Source organism: Polaribacter sp. Z014, assembly GCF_023555435.1.
GTDB lineage: Bacteria > Bacteroidota > Bacteroidia > Flavobacteriales > Flavobacteriaceae > Polaribacter.
This window is the reverse complement of sequence record NZ_JALCZP010000010.1, coordinates 43,669-62,251: the sequence shown is the minus strand read 5'-3', so window position 1 is coordinate 62,251 and position 18,583 is coordinate 43,669. Positions and strand designations below refer to the sequence as shown.

General features: G+C 28.1%; 18 protein-coding genes and 1 pseudogene. 1 reads left to right on the top strand and 18 read right to left on the bottom strand.

What is annotated here, in order from left to right; all coding sequences use genetic code 11:
* Positions 1–4 precede the first annotated feature (4 nt).
* From neuC to MPF19_RS12285, 16 genes and pseudogenes are all read right to left on the bottom strand, one after another.
* Complete coding sequence (neuC, locus tag MPF19_RS12360; protein ID WP_249988483.1) at positions 5–1,132, bottom strand: UDP-N-acetylglucosamine 2-epimerase; 1,128 nt, start codon at positions 1,130–1,132, stop codon at positions 5–7.
* On the bottom strand, positions 1,122–2,165 hold the full coding sequence (locus MPF19_RS12355) for an N-acetylneuraminate synthase family protein (protein ID WP_249988482.1): 1,044 nt from the start codon (positions 2,163–2,165) through the stop codon (positions 1,122–1,124). The genes neuC and MPF19_RS12355 overlap by 11 nt, the downstream gene beginning before the upstream one ends.
* Positions 2,158–2,826 (bottom strand): acylneuraminate cytidylyltransferase family protein, encoded by a 669-nt coding sequence (locus MPF19_RS12350; RefSeq protein ID WP_249988481.1) that lies wholly within the window; start codon positions 2,824–2,826, stop codon positions 2,158–2,160. Before MPF19_RS12350 ends, MPF19_RS12355 begins: the two co-directional genes overlap by 8 nt.
* Entirely contained in the window at positions 2,823–3,731 is a 909-nt protein-coding gene (locus tag MPF19_RS12345; RefSeq protein ID WP_249988480.1) for a glycosyltransferase family 2 protein, read from the bottom strand. Before MPF19_RS12345 ends, MPF19_RS12350 begins: the two co-directional genes overlap by 4 nt.
* A gap of 1 nt (position 3,732) precedes the next feature.
* Positions 3,733–4,755: a glycosyltransferase gene (locus MPF19_RS12340; protein ID WP_249988479.1), complete on the bottom strand. Its 1,023-nt coding sequence runs from the start codon at positions 4,753–4,755 to the stop codon at positions 3,733–3,735.
* Entirely contained in the window at positions 4,752–5,687 is a 936-nt protein-coding gene (locus MPF19_RS12335) for a glycosyltransferase family 2 protein (protein WP_249988478.1), read from the bottom strand. Before MPF19_RS12335 ends, MPF19_RS12340 begins: the two co-directional genes overlap by 4 nt.
* Positions 5,688–5,692: 5 nt before the next feature.
* Positions 5,693–6,625 carry a glycosyltransferase family 2 protein gene (locus tag MPF19_RS12330; RefSeq protein WP_249988477.1) on the bottom strand — a complete coding sequence of 311 codons (933 nt, stop codon included), beginning with the start codon at positions 6,623–6,625 and terminating at the stop codon, positions 5,693–5,695.
* The gene (locus MPF19_RS12325; protein ID WP_249988476.1) at positions 6,626–7,771 is read right to left on the bottom strand and encodes a glycosyltransferase; all 1,146 of its coding nucleotides are present in this window, start codon (positions 7,769–7,771) and stop codon (positions 6,626–6,628) included. It abuts the gene before it with no gap.
* Complete coding sequence (locus MPF19_RS12320) at positions 7,759–8,694, bottom strand: glycosyltransferase family 2 protein (RefSeq protein WP_249988475.1); 936 nt, start codon at positions 8,692–8,694, stop codon at positions 7,759–7,761. Before MPF19_RS12320 ends, MPF19_RS12325 begins: the two co-directional genes overlap by 13 nt.
* Positions 8,695–8,929: 235 nt before the next feature.
* Positions 8,930–9,772, bottom strand: a complete 843-nt coding sequence (locus tag MPF19_RS12315) for a glycosyltransferase family 2 protein (RefSeq protein ID WP_249988474.1) — start codon at positions 9,770–9,772, stop codon at positions 8,930–8,932.
* A 37-nt stretch (positions 9,773–9,809) separates the two neighbouring features.
* The gene (locus MPF19_RS12310) at positions 9,810–11,066 is read right to left on the bottom strand and encodes an ABC transporter ATP-binding protein (RefSeq protein WP_249988473.1); all 1,257 of its coding nucleotides are present in this window, start codon (positions 11,064–11,066) and stop codon (positions 9,810–9,812) included.
* Between the two features lie 69 nt (positions 11,067–11,135).
* Positions 11,136–11,483, bottom strand: a pseudogene (locus MPF19_RS12305) (four helix bundle protein).
* A gap of 47 nt (positions 11,484–11,530) precedes the next feature.
* Positions 11,531–12,379: an ABC transporter permease gene (locus MPF19_RS12300; protein WP_249988472.1), complete on the bottom strand. Its 849-nt coding sequence runs from the start codon at positions 12,377–12,379 to the stop codon at positions 11,531–11,533.
* A gap of 130 nt (positions 12,380–12,509) precedes the next feature.
* Positions 12,510–12,923: a type II 3-dehydroquinate dehydratase gene (gene aroQ, locus MPF19_RS12295; RefSeq protein ID WP_249988471.1), complete on the bottom strand. Its 414-nt coding sequence runs from the start codon at positions 12,921–12,923 to the stop codon at positions 12,510–12,512.
* A 78-nt stretch (positions 12,924–13,001) separates the two neighbouring features.
* The gene (locus MPF19_RS12290) at positions 13,002–13,505 is read right to left on the bottom strand and encodes a hypothetical protein (RefSeq protein WP_249988470.1); all 504 of its coding nucleotides are present in this window, start codon (positions 13,503–13,505) and stop codon (positions 13,002–13,004) included.
* Between the two features lie 157 nt (positions 13,506–13,662).
* Positions 13,663–14,163, bottom strand: a complete 501-nt coding sequence (locus MPF19_RS12285; protein ID WP_249988469.1) for an outer membrane beta-barrel protein — start codon at positions 14,161–14,163, stop codon at positions 13,663–13,665.
* Between the two features lie 165 nt (positions 14,164–14,328).
* Here MPF19_RS12285 and xerD point away from each other — a divergent pair, with 165 nt between their 5' ends.
* Positions 14,329–15,225 (top strand): site-specific tyrosine recombinase XerD, encoded by an 897-nt coding sequence (xerD, locus tag MPF19_RS12280; RefSeq protein ID WP_249988468.1) that lies wholly within the window; start codon positions 14,329–14,331, stop codon positions 15,223–15,225.
* A 491-nt stretch (positions 15,226–15,716) separates the two neighbouring features.
* Here the strand turns inward: xerD and MPF19_RS12275 are convergent, their stop codons facing one another.
* Positions 15,717–16,826 carry an alkaline phosphatase family protein gene (locus MPF19_RS12275; RefSeq protein WP_249988467.1) on the bottom strand — a complete coding sequence of 370 codons (1,110 nt, stop codon included), beginning with the start codon at positions 16,824–16,826 and terminating at the stop codon, positions 15,717–15,719.
* Positions 16,826–18,412, bottom strand: coding sequence for a purple acid phosphatase family protein (locus tag MPF19_RS12270; protein ID WP_249988466.1), 1,587 nt, complete (start codon positions 18,410–18,412; stop codon positions 16,826–16,828). The genes MPF19_RS12275 and MPF19_RS12270 overlap by 1 nt, the downstream gene beginning before the upstream one ends.
* Between the last annotated feature and the right edge of the window lie 171 nt (positions 18,413–18,583).

Genomic DNA, 18,583 nt, shown 5'->3' with positions numbered 1-18,583 from the left:
TTCTTTATAAATCTATAAACTGTTTCTGGACATTGTCTTTATTAAAAGATAAATTATTTAAAGATTTTACAAATAATTCTGCACTATTCCCAAAACCAAAAATAGGTTTACTTTTTTTAATTTTTATGCTTTTAACTCTTTGAATTGAATTATAAACAGATTCACTTTTATAATCTGAATGGATAATATGTTCATGCAAAGATCTATTTTCTTGCCTTGTTCCTATATTTATAGTAGCAATTCCGTAATAAGGAGCTTCTCTAATTCCTGCACTAGAATTCCCAATAATGAAATCGCTCTTTTTTAATAAAGTTAAAAAATATTCAAACCTAATAGATGGAAAAACTTTAAATCTAACATTATTTTTTAAACGTTTGTAAGCTTTTAAAATTTCTTTAGATCCTAAATCATTATTAGGAAATATAACCACATAATTTCTATTATCCATTAACAAAGCATCTACAAATTGACTGGCATAATTTTCCATTTCATTTATTTCAGTTGTAACAGGATGATACATCACTACACCATAATTCTCGAACGGAATTTCATAATACTCTTTTACTTCTTTTAAAGAAGGTAAATTATTAGAAAACATTATATCTACATCTGGAGAGCCAATTACATGTATATTATCATCTAGTTCTCCCATTTGTATTAATCTTTTTTTTGCTAAATCATTTGCGACATAGTGTAAATGACTCATCTTGGATACAGAATGTCTAATCAATTCATCAATAGTACCAGAAACTTCACCTCCTTCAATGTGAGCAACTAAAATATTATTTAAACTACCTACAATGGCACCTGCCAATGCTTCAACTCGATCTCCATGAACAACGATTAAATCGGGTTTCACTTTTTTAATATAACCAGAAAAACCTTCAATCGTTTTAGCTAATGTTAAATCCATCGTAGTTTCATCTGTATGATTTTGAAACGTGTCTATATGCTTAAAACCACAACGCTCTATTTCTATAAGTGTATAACCGTATTCTTGCATTAAATGCATACCTGTTACAAATACATAAGGTGTATAATTTAAGTTATCTTCAAGTGCCTGAATTAAAGATTTAATTTTACCAAAATCGGCCCTTGTTCCTGTTAAAAAAGCTATTTTTTTATTTGACATGTAACCACGTTAACTGTTCATCATCATTAATAGCTACTTTAGCTACTTTTCCTAAAACATTATTAAAATGTTCTGCTAAAATTTCTCCAGTACCTGGTCTTTTTACCCAAATATTTTCTTTAGTAAAAATTTCTCCTTTTTTAATGGATTTAATAGTACAAATGGTAGCAAAAGCAAAATCTATGGTTACTTGTTCTTCTTTTGCAGGTTCTTTAATGCCTCCCCGCATTTTCCACATTAATTGAGAACCTGTAATTAAATTTTTAGTTTCAAATTCATCCATAGAACAAACAATGTCTGGACCTGTTCTTTGCATATGATCTGTAAAGTGTCTTTCTAAAATACTGGCCCCTAAAGCTACTGCTCCTAAACAAGCGTGATTAGTTATTGTATGATCTGATAAACCAAAAACTCTATCCGGGAAAGCTTCATGCATTTCTGTCATCGCTCCTAAACGAACCAATTCTGGTGGCGTTGGATATAAATTTGTAGTATGCAAAATAGCTACAGGTACTTTATATTTATCAAAAACCGCCAATGCTTTGGTTATACTCTCAATAGTATTCATCCCGGTACTCATAATTACAGGTTTTCCAAAACCCGCTATGTGTTCTAATAATGGATAATTATTACATTCTCCTGATCCAATTTTATACGCATCCACATTCATTCTCTCCAGACGATCTGCTGCGGCTCTAGAAAAAGGAGTAGAAATAAAAATCATTCCTTTACTTTCTACATAATTTTTAAGGGCTATTTCTTCTTCTTCATTTAAAGAGCAGCGCTCCATAATTTCATAAATAGAAATGTCTGCATTTCCTGGAATTACTTTTTTAGCAGCTCCACTCATTTCATCTGCTACAATATGCGTTTGATGTTTTAGAATTTCAACTCCAGCTCTTGCCGCTGCATCTACCATTTGAAAGGCCGTTTCTATATTTCCTTCATGGTTAATACCTAATTCTGCTACAACTAATGGAGCAAAGTCAGGTCCTATTTTTCTTCCTGCTATTTCTATATATGGATTATTCATTTTTATATGTTTTATAATAAAAAGATGCTAAATTAAAATCTTCTAAAGTGTCTATATCAATTTTAGCAAAAGGATGCTCTACTATAAAAGGATAATTATTTTCTCCTAAAATTTGTTCTTTTAATATTAATGACGTCTTTGTAATATACAACAAACCATTTTCGTAATACAAAGGCTCTATGTCTTGACTTCTTTGTCCAAACTGATACGTATATGGTACAAATATATCATTTATGATTTTACCTAATTTATGCTCATTTTTACTAACCGTCATTAAGCTGTCAAAATTTCCTTTAATAAAAGAATTAAAAGCACTTTTCAATAACTCTTTTGGTCTTAATGGGTTTGTTGGTTGCAATAAAATAACATGATCATATTTAGTATTTAATTTATCTATAACATGTTTCATTACAGCAACCGTAGTCGTAAAATCTCCTGAAATTTCTTCAGGTCTATCAACAACCATTGCATCATTTTCTAATGCTATTCTTTTAATTTCAGAATCATCTGTAGAAACAACAATATCTATACCTAAATCCCTATTTTCTTTAGCATAATTAATACTATGCACTAATAAAGGAATTCCTTCTAATTCCAATATATTTTTATTAGCCAACCTTTTAGAACCTCCTCTAGCAGGTATAATAACTATATTTTTCATGATTTTTTTTCTGGTTTCCAATATAGCTTTGTCTCTGGTAATTTTTGATATTCTTTAAACTCGTTAACTGTTAATCTATTTGCATTTTTTAGCAATTTAGGAAAATTATAAATTACATCTAATATAGCCTGAAAAACACCTATTGTAGCTTTAAAATCCCCTTTAAATGTTTTTAGTTTTATTTGTTGCCATAAAGTATATGACAACCTTCTAGGTATTTCTTTTAATGGATAAAATAAAAAGTACAGATACCAACCCGATCTAAAAGACCTTCTTAATCTTAACCTATAATCTTGTTCTTTTTTTCTAGATTTTATATCTACCCTATGATGTACTAATATATTTGGATTATATAAAATATCCCATCCTTTTTTAAATAATTGGAAAGAAGCAAAATCCTCTTCTCCATAAAAAATAAACCATGATGGGTAATCAACAATAGATTCCCATGCAGACTTTCTCCAAACATGACCACAACCTACAAAACCTTTATTTACTTGAAATTCTTCGATACTTTTTATTATACTAGGTTTTTCTTTCCCCCAAAAAATTCTCAAGCTTTGAACTCCACATTTTAAATTACTTAAAAAACATTTTTCTATTTCTTCTAAAATATTTTCTGATAAAAATTGAGCATCATCATCTAAGGATATTATATAATTTCCTTTTGCTATACTATTTAAAATATTTCTATTATAGATAAGTCCTCTCGATTTTTTATTAAGAATTAAAGTATGTTTAATATAATTATTTTTCAAAAAAACTTGAGTTCCATCTGTAGAATAATCATCACAAATAACCAACTCAACATCATTTCGTTGAATTAAATTCTCTAAAGATTTTAATGTAATCTTTAAATCTTTTAACCGGTTATAGGTTGTTATAACAATAGAAAATTTAATCATATTAATAGGTTGAATGCAATTCTTTAGGTAATCCCCATTTTTTATAAAATTTAGATTTAAATCTTTTATAAAAAAGTCTCATTAATATTGTTTTTAGTAAAAAATAAAAAAATTTATCTTTTACTATTTCATTAGTTTCTTTTGATAAATCAATACTAATTTCATCTTGTAAAGAATAATCAATTTTATCTTTCATCCAAGGTTCTAAAATATTCCCCATATGATACCCATAGTTTCCATTGGTTGTTAATCTCCATAAATCTTTTTTAACACATGGCTTATCTAAATAATCTCCTTCGGTATTACCTCCTAATAAATAATCTGTAAATTTTAGATCTGAATCAAATAATTTTCTTTTGTAAGTAGCTACAAAATGTCCACTTCCAATGACTGCCTTTAAGTTTGTATCTATATTACTTTTAACAGTTAAATTATACTTTAAATAACTTTTATTATAATCATCATTCCAACCAATACTTTTATAAAATTTTATTAATCCATTAGCATTATTAACTTCTGTAAAATTTATATTAGAATTAAATAAATTATCAAAAATAATATTATACCCCCAATTTTCATACTGTTTAAATTGTGGTACTATTCCTACAACACCTGCTTTTGGAAAATTATTAAAAACATCCATAGTTTTAGATAACCAATTTGGTTTAAAATAAACATCTGCATCTGTAATTGTAATTAATGGTTCTGAGCTACTTTTTAGCGCTTTAATAATACTATTTAATTTTCCTATTTTTTGCGCATGAATTAAATCTTGAATTCTATTTTCTAAAAACAAATCATTTAAATACGCAACCACTTCTTTACAAGAACCATTATTAACGACTGTAATTGCAGAATTAAAAGAGATTGTATCTAATAATGTATTTATAGAAATTTTTAATATTTCTAAGGCATTAATATGATAATTACTCAACTCAGGAATATACACAGGTATAATTATTCTGTGTTTATAGCTTTTAATTTCACCTTTTAAATCTTTATTTGGATTATAATTTACTCTCATTTCTTAAAAATATTTTTTAAAATATGAGGTTTTTTTAGTAATCTAAAAAGAGCAAATAATAAACCTTTTAATTTTAAATGAGAAATTAATGCTTTTGATGCAAAATAAATTAAATTTATTTTTTTTGACTTCACAGCAATCTTAAACAAAAAAATGTATTTATTTAAAAAATGTCTATTTAAGTATGCTAATTTTTCTTCTTTAAAAAAAGACTCAACTAATTTATAGACTAATTGATTAGACTTTATTCTTGATTTAAGTGTATTTAAAGAATTTTTACCATTAATACTATTGTCATGTGATCTAAAGTAATACAACGGTATATATATTGGTTTAAAGTTTATAGACCTAGATAACAAACGGGTAAAAAACTCCCATTCTTGTTTTCTTTGAAGTAGTTCATCAAAGAGTTTATCCTTAACTAAAAAAGTTCTTTTAAATAAAGGTCCATTTGTATGAAAATTAACTTTACCAGTAATATGATCTTCGAAAACGGTATCAAAGGTTGAGTAAATTTTATTCCATTTATTAATAATATTTGAAAACTCTCCTTTAAATTCAATTCCTTCACATACAACAAAATCTACATTATTTTTTTTTAAAACTTCAACTTTTAATTTTAGTTTATCTTTATCCATATAGTCATCACTATCAAACCATTGAATGTATTCTCCAACAGATTTTTCAAAACCATAATTTCTACATGCATTTGCCCCTTTTAATCTACTTTTAGGCCTATCATAAAGTTTAATTCTATTATCTATTTTAATAAAATTATTAACAACATTTTTAGTTTCATCAGTAGAGCCATCATCAACAACAATACACTCCCAATTAGTATAAGTTTGAGCAATAATAGAGCTTAATGTTTCATTAATTAAATTAGCTCTATTAAAAGTAGGTATAATAATTGATACTAAATTATTTATCATATATTTTATTTAAACAATCTTAATATTGGAAAAGACTTATACGTAGTTATACTTTTTAATAAAATAGGATGTTTGCATAAACTAACAACCCAATATTTTATTCTAAACCAAAAACTTGTATTATTAATTAAATTTTGATTCCAAAATTTAGTCCACACTTTATTTATTCTAATAAAAGATATCTTTTTTTGAAACATCCACTCTAATAATACAAAATACATTTTAAGATTATTAATTTGATATAAATCATCTCTTTTAAAAGAAACATTAGTATCGTGTACCCCTCTTAATGCTATTGGTTCATCAATAATTCCTGATTTTAAATTTAATACCAATGCCATTCTTAACCATAACTCTGTATCTTCAGCGACTTGTAAGGTTTCATTAAAAAAACCACATTTTAAAAAACTGTCTTTTTTTACAGTTAATCCAATTCCAGAAAAATATCCATAATGCCCCATTGGCCCCATTTTATCAAATAACTCGTTAGCCTTAATTTTTTCTGAAACAGTTGTTAATTTTAATTTTTCTTTTTCAATATTATCAAATTCTCTATAAAAAAAACTTCCTATTGCATTATATACTCCATCTACAGAATTGTCTTTATTAAATATTTTGAAATCATTTGTAAATCTATTGGGTAAATAAAAATCATCTGCATCTAAAAATGCAATATACTTAGATGTAGCCATCTTTATTCCCAAATTTCTAGAAGCCGATCTACCTAAATTTTCATGATTTTTGTGATAATAGATTTTTATTCTATTTTCAGTTTCACAAATATTCAAACATATTTTTAAAGAATTATCTGTACTTCCATCATCTATAATAATAATTTCATCAACTTCTTTTTGTATTAAAGATGATTTAATTGCTTTTTCAATATATTTATCTGCGTTATAAACAGGAATAATTACAGATATATCAACCCTATTCATTTAAAAAATGTTTTTGTAACTTTTCAATACTTTTTCTTTAATATAATTATATTCATACTCATTACGTATATTTTTCATATTTATATCAAAAGCTCTTTTTAATAACCCCAAGTCAGTGACTGCTATTTTAATTTTTAAAGAAATATCTCTAATATTATTAGGGTCTTCTATCAAATAACCATTTACACCATCATTTATTACCTCTGCTGAAGCTCCTCCTGGATTAGATTGAATTGGAAAAACTCCAAAGCAAATTGACTCTAATAAAGTATTTGGCATACCATCAGAAATACTATTACCTATGTATATTTTTGATTTTATAAATAATTTACTCATTTCTTCATGAGATATATTTTTTGATAAAATTTCAATCTTCATATCTTTGAATAGTCCCTCTGAATTACAATATTCAATAACTTTTTTATTTGCAGAAAATATTACTATCTTATAATTTTTCAAATCCTTAATAATACTTCTTAAAGATTTCAAAATATTTATAGCTCTACCAAATTGATGTTCATAACCTTTTACCAAAATTATATTTTCTTTTTCAGAAAATAAATTCTCTTTTACTTTTTTTAACTCAAATCCACCACCTCCAGGAAATGGACCAAAATATCTACCCTTAAAGCCCTCTTCTTTAGCTAAAAAATAATCTCTTTTACAATCTGAAAACAAAAAATTAACTCTTTTAAAAACTGCTTTAATTTTAAATTTATGAGATTTTAAATTCTTAAAATAATAGATATCATTCCCCCAAATAGTATAAATAAAAGCTATCTTTTTATGTCTTTGCATAATTGATAAAATAGGATATGCACTCGTATTAAGTTCAAAAGCTTGTACAATATCTGGCTTTACTGCATCTAAGACCTTTTCAAAAGAGGACTTCCAGAAAAATGAAAATACATTATCTACAATCTGATATAATACATCATTCTTCTTTTTTAAAAATTCTTCCCCTTTAAATGGTCTTAAACTCTCTGAATTAACAATTTTACAATTAACAGGAAAAACATGTTCAATTTTATTATTTCTTATATTGTAATAATACAACTCAAACTCATCTCCTTCAAGCTGATGAATCCATCTAAAAAAATGAATAGAAGGTATAGATACTAAAAGAATTTTTTTTACTTTACCCATTTATATCCTTTATTAAAAAATACACACAAAACCGTGCCAACAGAAACCTTAATAACTCTAATGTCTAAATACTTAAATGAATATTTTAAATATTTTAAATATAAATTAATCAATAATTTATATTTTCTTGCAATTAAACTTTGTTTTATAAAATAAATATATCTAGTTAAAATAAAATATTTTAAGGTTTTTAACTCATTATTATAATTATATTTCTTTAATAAACTTAGATGCTTCTGCCTTGCTTTAAATTCCGAATCTATTTCTATTCTATTTAGCTTACCTATTTCATGAGAAAAACTATTTTCATGAATTCTATAAAGTATTAATGGTTTTTCTAAAAACTTAATAACTGGTTGTTTATATAACATTCTTAAATTAAAATCCCAATCATCTAAATTACCTAACTTCTCATCAAATAAATGCTTCTGCTCTTTTAAAAAAGATGTTTTCCACATTGGGCCTGAAACAAAAAAAGCAACCTTTCCAATAAGATAATTGTTGATTAAATCTTCTGATTCAATTTTAGAAATTGATAAAGACCTCATTTTAAAATCAACTTTTCTTAAAGGAGAAATTACTACATTAATATTACTTTTAAAATTGTTTATATAAGTTTCAAAAGCTTCTTTAAGATATAAGTCATCACTATCAAACCACTGAATACAATCTCCTTTAGATAATTCAAAACCATAATTACGACAAGCGTTAGCTCCTTTAAGCCTATTACTTGGTCTTTTATGATATTGAAAACGATTATCTTTCTTAATATATTGATCTATAACAGTAATTGTTCCATCAGTAGAACCATCATCAACAATAATACATTCCCAGTTTCTGTAGGTTTGTGCTATAATAGAATTTAACGTTTCACTAATTATATGAGCTCTGTTATAGGTTGGTATGATTATGGAAATTAGCATGACCTTTTTATTAACAAGTTATAAAATTAAATTTTATTGAAAAATATTTTAAATTATTGTTATACAAACCCAAGGATAACATACAGTATTGAAAGAAAAAATAAAGATATATTTATTTTTATAACTAATTCTTTTTCTTAGTATATAAAAACACATTAACTAATCTATTTTTATTTTCAACTATTCTACTTTATTCATGCTGTCACAATAAAATGGCTATTCATAGTTATAAATTTCACTTATTAAATCTTTCATATAACTTTAAAATAACTTTAAATATTATATTATTAATTTTTCTTGCAAAAAAATGTTTTTCCAACTTTAAGAACATTTTAGCTCTATCCGTACTAAATCTATTTTGGAGTTCTATTAATTTATAACAATCAGATAAAATTGATTTCGGCACTATTTCTAAAAGAACTTTTTTACGCTCTATATTTATTAAATCAATATTGGTATTACTAATTCCTGTCATATCAAAATAAGAAACATCTATGTTAAGGTATTTTATATCTGAATTATTCATCCCTAACGCTATCAAAAAAAATTTCCAATCGGATACTATTTTTAAACTTTCATCATAAAAACCATACTTTTCAAATAAGTTTCTTTTTATAAAAGAAGAAGGATGACTTATTGATCCTGTGATAAATGTTGAAATTGTAATTTCTTTACCTTCTGTCCCTTTATTTTTTTTATTACAACTACTATTTGAATTTAATTCTATCAAATTTCCGTAATAAATATCATAATCATTTAATTCTAATGAAATTTGACTTAGCACATCTTTATCACATAAATAATCTCCACTATTTAAAAACAACAAATACTCACCTACAGCTTTATCAATACCCTTATTCATGGCATTATAAATACCTTTATCAGGTTCACTTACCCAATAATCTAATTTATTTTTATTTTCTTCAATAAATTCCTTACTACCATCTGTAGACCCACCATCAATAACTACATACTCAACATTTTTATAAGTTTGATCAAAAACACTTTCCATTGTTTTCTTTAAACCTAAAAGGTTGTTGTAATTAATTGTAATTATAGTAATATCTTTATTTTTCATTTACTAAATTATAATTTTAAATATAATTAATATATCATTACTTTAAAACCATAAATCCATATTTCTTAAAAGAAAAATCAGATCCCGTTTTACCTACAATTCCTTTAGAAATAACCTTTACATGTTTTGAAATTTTAACTATAAATTCAATGTTTGGGTGTGTAATATCAACATCTAACAAAAGCTCTTGTTTTGTTAATGAATTTGGTAATTTTATAACTTCATTTATTTCAAAAACTCCTTTTTTATAGTTTATTAATTCTCCATTTAAGTGCCCAGGAGCATATAACATCTGTAAATTTTCTTTTTCATCATAAAAACGTACTTCTAAATCCATTATCTTAGAAGTAAGTAATTCTCCTTTTATATTTACATTTAATTCCGAATGTTGTTCATCTACATAAACAACATTCTTACATTGTTTATTAATAGAAATACTTTCTATTAAAATATCTTTGCTTTGATGATTAATACCTTCTATAATACTAGCTACTTGATGTGTATCCATATTTAAATAATGATCTACAGCATCATTAGTTCCACCAATATATACAACCTCACCATTTCCTAACACAATTGCTCTTGTACATAAACTCCTTACTGCAGCCATATTATGACTTACAAACAAAACAGTTCTACCTCCTTCACTAGAAATATCTTGCATTTTACCAATAGCTTTCTTTTGAAACTCAGCATCACCAACAGCCAACACTTCATCCACAATTAAAATATCTGGTTCTAAAAAAGCAGCCACAGCAAATGCTAAACGAACCGTCATACCGCTAGAATAACGTTTAGTAGGTGTGTCTATAAAACGCTCACAACCTGAGAATTCAATAATTTCATCAATTTTAGCATTAATTTCTTTTTTGGTCATCCCTAAAATAGCACCATTTAAGTAAACATTTTCTCGTCCAGTCATTTCTGGATGAAAACCTGTCCCCACTTCTAACAAAGAAGCAATCCTTCCTCTAGACTTTATACTTCCCGTACTAGGCCCCGTTACTTTAGATAAAATTTTAAGTAAGGTAGATTTCCCTGCTCCGTTCTTTCCTATAATTCCTAAAACTTCACCCCGTTTTACTTCAAAATTAATATCTTTTAATGCCCAAACGTACTCTGAAGTTGCTTTTGTAGACCGATCATTCGTTTCACCAATTTTTAAATAAGGATCTTCTTTCCCTCTTATTTGAGCCCACCATCTATTTAAGTCATGACTAATGGTACCAGTGCCTAAGGTTCCTAAACGATATTGTTTAGATACATTTTCTACTTTTAAAATAGTTTCACTCATAGTGAATCGTTTTTAGTGAGACGTGAAAGGTGGGCATCGAAAATTTGATGGTAATTCGTCATTATTAATTTATTTTTTTGCTAAATATTTTTTAAAACCTAGTAATAATTTTTTTACTGTTACTAACAATTCTTCTACTTCTACATTAACCTTCACAAACCCTAAACGTAGTGTTATTAAATATTGAGTTTCTAGTTCTGATAAAGAACCTAAAGCAATGTGAATAAATTGTATTAATTCTTTATCTCCTTTTCTAGCTGCTCATTCCGCAATATTAGATGGTATTGAAACAACGGATCTACGCATTTGGCTAATTAATCCAAATTTCTCTGAATCAGGGATATTTAAAGTTAATTTATAAATAGACGCTACCAAATCCATACTCTTTTTCCAAACATACAAATCTTTATAATCCATAAACTCTTTTTTAACGATTCCCTTTTATCTATTCACCATTCACTTTTTTAAATCGTATCAATAAAGCTCTTTTCTGTTTTGTTAAAAACTAAAATTCCTAATAAAAATACTACTACCGAAGTAACTAAAGTATAAATAATACCAAACTGACTCACAGTTCCTTCTCCTAACATTACAAACCTGCTATACTCAATAATATGTGCTACCGGATTGTAATCTACCGCCCATGTTAAATCATTTTCTTGAAACAAACTATATGGTAAACTTACCAATGAAACATACATTAACAATTGTACACCAAACGAAACTAAAAAAGTTAAATCTCTATATTTAGTAACCATAGAAGAAATAATCATTCCTAAACCTAAACCTAATAAAGCCATACATAGTACTACTATTGGATAGGTTAAAAAATAAATATTTGGTCTAATTAAACTTCCATTTAAAACATAATACACATAAAATGCAACTAATATTCCAAACTGAATTCCAAACTTTAATAAGTTTGAAACAACTACAGACATCGGCATAATGATTCTAGGAAAATAAACTTTACCAAAAATTGCTTGATTTTTTTTAAAAGTATCTGAAGTACCAGTCAGGCACTCTTTAAAATAATTCCAACTGGTAACCCCTGCTAAATTAAATAAAAATGGAGGGATTCCTCCAGTGCTAATATTTGCTATGGTATTAAAAACTAAGGTAAAAACTATGGATGTAAACAAAGGCTGAATTAAATACCAAAGCGGACCTAATATTGTTTGTTTATAAACTGTTACAACATCTCGCTTTACAAAAAGCATTAACAAGTCTCTATATTGCCAAACTTCTTTTAAATTTAAGTCAAATAAATTGTTTTTGGGCGTAATCTCAAAAAGCCACTTTTCTTTGTTCATGTATTCAATATTCTAGGGAAAACAAATATAATTTATTATATATTTTTTAACACTAAAAATCAATTTTTATTCTTACGATTTTTATAAGAATTAAAATTGATTTTTAGAACTTGCCGATTAATATTAAAGTTTACATAAAACTCTCAATCCCCAACTCATAGCTTTTTAGCCCAAAACCAAATATAACACCTTTACAAACGGGTGATAAAAAAGAGTGGTGTCTAAAAGTTTCTCGTTTATGCACGTTAGAAATATGTACCTCAACAACCGGAGTTGTAATACCACTAATAGCATCTGCAATAGCAACTGAAGTGTGCGTGTAAGCACCTGCGTTGATAACAACACCATCGAAACTAAAACCAACTTCGTGCAATTTATCTATAATGGCTCCCTCACTATTCGACTGAAAATAAGACAATTCTATCTCGTTAAATTTTAATTGAAGTGTTCTAAAGAAATCTTCAAAAGTTTCCGAACCATAAATTTCTGGCTCTCTTTTACCTAACAAGTTTAGGTTTGGGCCGTTTAGTATCAATAATTTCATGATTCAAAAATACAGTTTTAAAACAAAAAAACGGAAGCTTTTCAGCCTCCGTTCGTAAATATATTCAATATTTATATTTTAGATTCCAAACATTACGCCCAAACTGATGTTATTAACATCGATACCGTCATTTGTAATTCCAGAATATGAGACATTTAATTGGGTACTATCTCCTACTTTATAACCAACTAGAGGTCTGTAATAAAAACCACCATCTAAACCATCACTTAAACCAACAGCGTAACCAAGGTTTGCCCCAACTACAAATTTTTCTGACACATTAAATCTTGCTGCACCAGATATTGGTAAAAAAGAAGCATCTGAAACCTCAATAGAACTAACTCCTATTACATCAATATCTTTTCCAAAAAAATGAGAATACTGTACAGACGGACCAAAAGTAAAGCCTTCTGAAATTGGAAACATATAATTTAATTCGGCTCCTAATGTTAAACCATAAAAGTCATTGGCATCTCCTGTTGGGATTCCTACATTTACACCTCCGTTTAAAATTCCCTCTTGCGCATTTATGCTGCTTACACCCATGATTGCTACAAAAGCAACTAACAATAATTTCTTCATAATATTTAATTTTTAAGTTCTATACAAAAGTAAATCAGTACTCCTTTTTACATGAACGGAAAAGATTTAAAAATTGACTCAAATGAAATCTGTTACATTTTAGGCATAAAAAAACGGAAGCAATTTGCTTCCGTTTTTAATATATATTTAAATAATACTATAAAGCAAACATTGCTCCTACACCAAAGTTAGAAACAGTTATACCGTCAGTATCAACTGCAGAATAAGATGCTTGAATCATTACTTTTTCACTTACAGAATAACCAACCATTGGTCTATAGTAAAAACCTCCATCATTTTCATCTGGGCTAATTCCGATACCATAACCTAAATCAGCTCCTACGGTAAATTTATCTGACACTGCATAACGTCCAGCAGCAGCAATCGGTAAAAAAGAAGCATCATCAACATCAAATCCACTTCCTAAAACATCATTTTTCCCTAAATAATGAGAATAAGATACAGAAGGCCCTACTTTAAATGATTCTGATACATCAAATAAATAGTTAGCTTCTACAGACATAGCAAAAGAATACGCATCACTAGAATCTCCAGTTGGTATACCCAAATTAACACCTGCATTAAAACTTCCTTCTTGTGCGTTTGCAACACCTAATCCAGCGAATACAAAAGCAGCCATAACTAATAATTTTTTCATAATATATGTTTTAAATTATAGTCCAAAATTAATCAAAAAAAAGAATAATCTAATAAATTTTAGGTAAAAAAACATGAATCTTTCAATATTGATATCTCTAAAAAAAATATTTTACAATTTTTAGATTCTAACAATTTGATAATTAAGATTTAATATCTTTATCCCATGAAATGGCAAAACGCAATTAAAGATTTTCAACTTTTTTTAAAGATAGAAAGAGGGCTTTCTAAAAACACTATTGATAGTTATACGAGAGATTTAGAAAAACTAATGTTGTTTTTAGAGGAAAATGAAATAAACCTCACTCCTATAACTATTGATGAGGATGCCGTTCAGCAATTTATTTATGATGTTGCTAAAAAAGTGAACCCCAGAAGTCAGGCGCGAATTATTTCTGGTTTACGTAGTTTTTTCGATTATTTAATTTTTGAAGATTATAGAGAAACCAATCCTACAGATTTAATTGAAGCTCCAAAAATTGGTAGAAAATTACCAGATACACTGTCTGAAGATGAAATTAACCAATTGATTTCTGCTATCGATTTAAGCCATCCGCAAGGCGAAAGAAATAGAACTATTTTAGAAACTTTATATAGTTGTGGCTTGCGTGTAAGTGAACTCATCACCCTAAAAATTTCTGATTTATTTTTTGAAGAAGGTTTTGTACGCGTTATTGGAAAAGGAAATAAACAACGTTTTGTGCCAATTCACTACAATGCACAAAAGTATATTTCGCAATATATAAAAGTAATTAGAACGCATATAAACCCACAAAAAGGATTTGAAGATACTGTTTTCTTAAACAGACGCGGCAAAGGGTTAACCAGACAAATGATTTTTATCATTCTTAAAAATCTAGCTCTAGAAATTGATTTAAAGAAGAAAATTAGTCCGCATACCTTGCGTCATTCTTTCGCTACTCATTTATTAAAAAACGGCGCAGATTTAAGAGCTATTCAGCAAATGTTAGGGCACGAAAGTATTACTACCACAGAAGTATATGTACATTTAGATAAAAGTTATTTAAAGGAAGTTGTTGAAACCTATCATCCTAGAAAGTAAAGCCCATCCTAACCTTCCCGAAGGGAAGGAACTCATGCTTTTGAATCTACAATACGGAGTAACTTTATGGGATTTCTCTACCTAAATTTCAGCTTAAAAAAGACAAAACTGTGTAAAAATCATAATCGTGTCACTTCGACTTTTGGGGAGAAGTCTCACAAGAAACGAACACAAAATTGAGCAACTTTATGGGATTTCTCCTTGTGTCGAAATGACAAATCGGTGTGTTATGCTTTGTATTATTTTTGATAAAGTTAAAAAAAATGATTCCCGATACAATTTCGAAAAAAATAAAAATCACTAGAAATGAGCGTTTCGAAATAGATTCAAAATAAAAAAGACTGTCTAAAAAAGTTTAAACCTTGTCATGCTGAACTTGTTTCAGCATCTCAACGTACTGAAATTCAAACATCATAAGAACCTGAAATAAATTCAGGTTGACAAAAAAATAAATTTATAGACAGCCTTTTTTAAGTTGATAAAACAACTCCTTACTTTATAAAATAAAATGGTTTTCCTATTGAATCTGTTATCATCTCTACATCTAAAAGTTTGGCTACAGAAGCCGCCACTTGATTTGTATACAACTGTTCTTCCGTTATAATTTCTCCTTCTGATGCTATTTCATTTCCAAAAGAAAGTACCCAAACTTGGTCTGAATCTTTAATAGCGTCTCCATGATGCTTCCATGTTTCTAAAGGCGCTGTGCCCCTTCCATGATCTGTCGTAATTATAAAAGTCGTTTTTCCTTTATAGAAAAGATCTTTTTGAGTATAATTCCAAAGTTTTTGGATGAACGCATCGGTTCTATTTGCCGATCTTAAATACGCATCATATTCTCCATCGTGTGCAAAATCATCGGTTTCTCCGTAAGAAATAAACACCAACTTCGGATGTTTCTTTTTAATCGTTTCTAAAGCATAATGATGTGTAAAAACATCTAAACGAACACCACCCCAAGGACTCGGAGTTTCTGCCTGCAACTCATTTAAGAAAACTTCTTTATCTGACAAATCAGTACCTTTTGCTTCTCTAAAACCTGCGTTTACATACAATCCACTTCTTTCTTCGTTGATTATAAACGGAAAAACATCCCAACTACCAAAAGCTGCTACCTTACCTTTGTAAGCTTCGGTATTTTCTGCTATTTCTAAAATAGTAAGGTTCGGATTCGGAATTTTACGATTGCTATCAATTCTTGCATCGTCTGCTTTTCCTGTTAAAATTTCATTATAACCAGGGTACGAAAAATGCATTCCATTAGTTACATTCATTTTACTTCCTTGCCATCGGTTTCCATGAATTTGTCCCATTTTAGCAACTTCATTCCAAATAAAAGGAAATAACACTTTTCTTCTTTCTGTGGCAGAATCTCTCCAAAATTGTGTTTTCAATCCTTTTGTATCACTAACATATTCTTTATTTTCTACCAATAAAGAATCGGCTCCAGAGAATAATTCTTGCCAACGCAAACCATCTAATGTAATTACAAAAACTTTATTAGAATCGTCTTTCAATATTTTTTTGATTTCTTTTTTTTCTGAAGAGCACGCAGCTAACATCAACAAAAAAAAGACACTTAATAATTTTAATCTTTTCATTATTTAATAGTTTTAAATGTTTTTATAATAGACCAATTACTCCAATTTAAAAATTGATCTCTGTAACGAACACGCACATAATAGGTTGTGTTATTATTTAGCTTTCTATCTAAAACCTCATCCGTTAAATCATCGTCTTTTTGTCTATTTTCTCTGTAATACCAATTTTCGTGTTGTTTCCAAGAATCGTACACTGGTTTAGCAAAATCTTCTGTTGTAGACACCTGCCAATTAGAGGCTGCATGGAAAGCCTTCTTTTTATCACTTTTAAAAGAACCTGCTTTTAAAACTACTTTATAAGTAGGTTTTGCTTCTTTACTAAAATTAGCTAAAACAGGTGTATTTGGCTGAATTGTTTTCTTGAAAACAGTAATACTATCTCTTAACTCGTTGTTTCTAAATTTGATATTATTACCTCTACTAATTCTTTTTAAGGTAAAAGAAGGATTCTCTTTATCTGGGTCTATGGTTGCCAAAACAAAGCCATATTCATCTTGTGTTACCGTAAATTCGTCATAATCTCTACCTTCAAATTCACCCCAATTATCAATAGCGCCTCCAGCGGATGCAACATTTACCCAAAGATGTTTGTGTTCTTTAGACTGCCCTCTAGAATATCCGTGCGTATGTCCGAAAAAATGTAAACTTGGTTTGTTAGATTCCTTGCTAAAGGCTTCTAACAATTTTACTACTTCACCAGAAAAATCTTCTTCACCCGGAATCCATAATTCCGATTTATGCGGATGATGTAATTGCGCAAAAACAAAATCTATTGAATCATTTTTAGCGGTTTTAGCTAACAACTCTTTTAACCACGCTAATTGTTGTTTTATATCTCGATAACCATCGTTAGAATCTAGCCCAATAATTCTGGTATTTGCGTAATCTTTAAACCACCAATGTTCTGCATATTCCGGACTTCCGTTTTTTGGAAGGCTAAAGTATTTAAAGAAATAATCTGAATTTCGCTCATGATTTCCAGGAACTGGATACACAGGTATTTGTGAAAACAATTTTTCTGATTGCTTAAAAAAATGATCTTCCCATTGATTAAAAGTAGTACCTCTATCTACCAAATCTCCAGGAATCACCACCATAGCTAAATTGTCTGAAAGATCGCCTTCAAAATTCTTTTTAAAATACGGTAAAATACCTTCTTCTACCACTTCTTGAAACTTTGTTGGATGTTGCCAGTCGTTTTGCATATCGCTCATAGCAACTAAATTTATTTTTTTAGAACTACCTGCAAAAGGAGGCGTTTTAAATTGATACACTTCAGAAACCGCTTTTCCTGTTTGTACTTTATAAAAATAGGTGGTAAATCTTGATAAGCCCGTTATAGCAACTTCATGTACTCTTTTTTCCGTAAAATTAATATCGAAGGAAGTTCCTTTAGCTTTATATTTTAATTTGTTCTTTTTTGTTCCCCAATACACTACCGCTTCTTCTCCAAAATCTGTTTGCCACATAATTTTGATAGCAGTGGGTTCTGAGTCTTGCAAATAAGGTTTTATCTCTATTTTTTGTGCCGATAAAAAGGAAACACTAAAGAGGATCGAAAATGTTATAAGTATCTTTTTTTTCATTTTATTTTAAATAAAAATAAGAAGTTGTCTAAAAAGGATTAATTCGTGTCATACTGAACTTGTTTCAGTATCTCAAATCAAAGAATTTCAATGTTGATACGAATCTGAAATAAATTCAGATTGACAAAAAAACTCATTTTAGACAACTTCTTAAAAATTAGTCTTTATCTT

Excerpts from the sequence above, each read along its gene's own strand:
- MPF19_RS12340 (WP_249988479.1), bottom strand. The coding sequence starts at position 4,755 with ATGAGAGTAAATTATAATCCAAATAAAGATTTAAAAGGTGAAATTAAA.
- MPF19_RS12290 (WP_249988470.1), bottom strand. The coding sequence starts at position 13,505 with ATGAAGAAATTATTGTTAGTTGCTTTTGTAGCAATCATGGGTGTAAGC.
- MPF19_RS12270 (WP_249988466.1), bottom strand. The coding sequence starts at position 18,412 with ATGAAAAAAAAGATACTTATAACATTTTCGATCCTCTTTAGTGTTTCC.
- MPF19_RS12310 (WP_249988473.1), bottom strand. The coding sequence starts at position 11,066 with ATGAGTGAAACTATTTTAAAAGTAGAAAATGTATCTAAACAATATCGT.
- neuC (WP_249988483.1), bottom strand. The coding sequence starts at position 1,132 with ATGTCAAATAAAAAAATAGCTTTTTTAACAGGAACAAGGGCCGATTTT.
- MPF19_RS12285 (WP_249988469.1), bottom strand. The coding sequence starts at position 14,163 with ATGAAAAAATTATTAGTTATGGCTGCTTTTGTATTCGCTGGATTAGGT.
- MPF19_RS12315 (WP_249988474.1), bottom strand. The coding sequence starts at position 9,772 with ATGAAAAATAAAGATATTACTATAATTACAATTAATTACAACAACCTT.
- aroQ (WP_249988471.1), bottom strand. The coding sequence starts at position 12,923 with ATGAAATTATTGATACTAAACGGCCCAAACCTAAACTTGTTAGGTAAA.
- MPF19_RS12320 (WP_249988475.1), bottom strand. The coding sequence starts at position 8,694 with ATGCTAATTTCCATAATCATACCAACCTATAACAGAGCTCATATAATT.
- MPF19_RS12335 (WP_249988478.1), bottom strand. The coding sequence starts at position 5,687 with ATGATAAATAATTTAGTATCAATTATTATACCTACTTTTAATAGAGCT.
- MPF19_RS12345 (WP_249988480.1), bottom strand. The coding sequence starts at position 3,731 with ATGATTAAATTTTCTATTGTTATAACAACCTATAACCGGTTAAAAGAT.
- MPF19_RS12325 (WP_249988476.1), bottom strand. The coding sequence starts at position 7,771 with ATGGGTAAAGTAAAAAAAATTCTTTTAGTATCTATACCTTCTATTCAT.
- xerD (WP_249988468.1), top strand. The coding sequence starts at position 14,329 with ATGAAATGGCAAAACGCAATTAAAGATTTTCAACTTTTTTTAAAGATA.
- MPF19_RS12355 (WP_249988482.1), bottom strand. The coding sequence starts at position 2,165 with ATGAATAATCCATATATAGAAATAGCAGGAAGAAAAATAGGACCTGAC.
- MPF19_RS12300 (WP_249988472.1), bottom strand. The coding sequence starts at position 12,379 with ATGAACAAAGAAAAGTGGCTTTTTGAGATTACGCCCAAAAACAATTTA.
- MPF19_RS12275 (WP_249988467.1), bottom strand. The coding sequence starts at position 16,826 with ATGAAAAGATTAAAATTATTAAGTGTCTTTTTTTTGTTGATGTTAGCT.
- MPF19_RS12330 (WP_249988477.1), bottom strand. The coding sequence starts at position 6,625 with ATGAATAGGGTTGATATATCTGTAATTATTCCTGTTTATAACGCAGAT.
- MPF19_RS12350 (WP_249988481.1), bottom strand. The coding sequence starts at position 2,826 with ATGAAAAATATAGTTATTATACCTGCTAGAGGAGGTTCTAAAAGGTTG.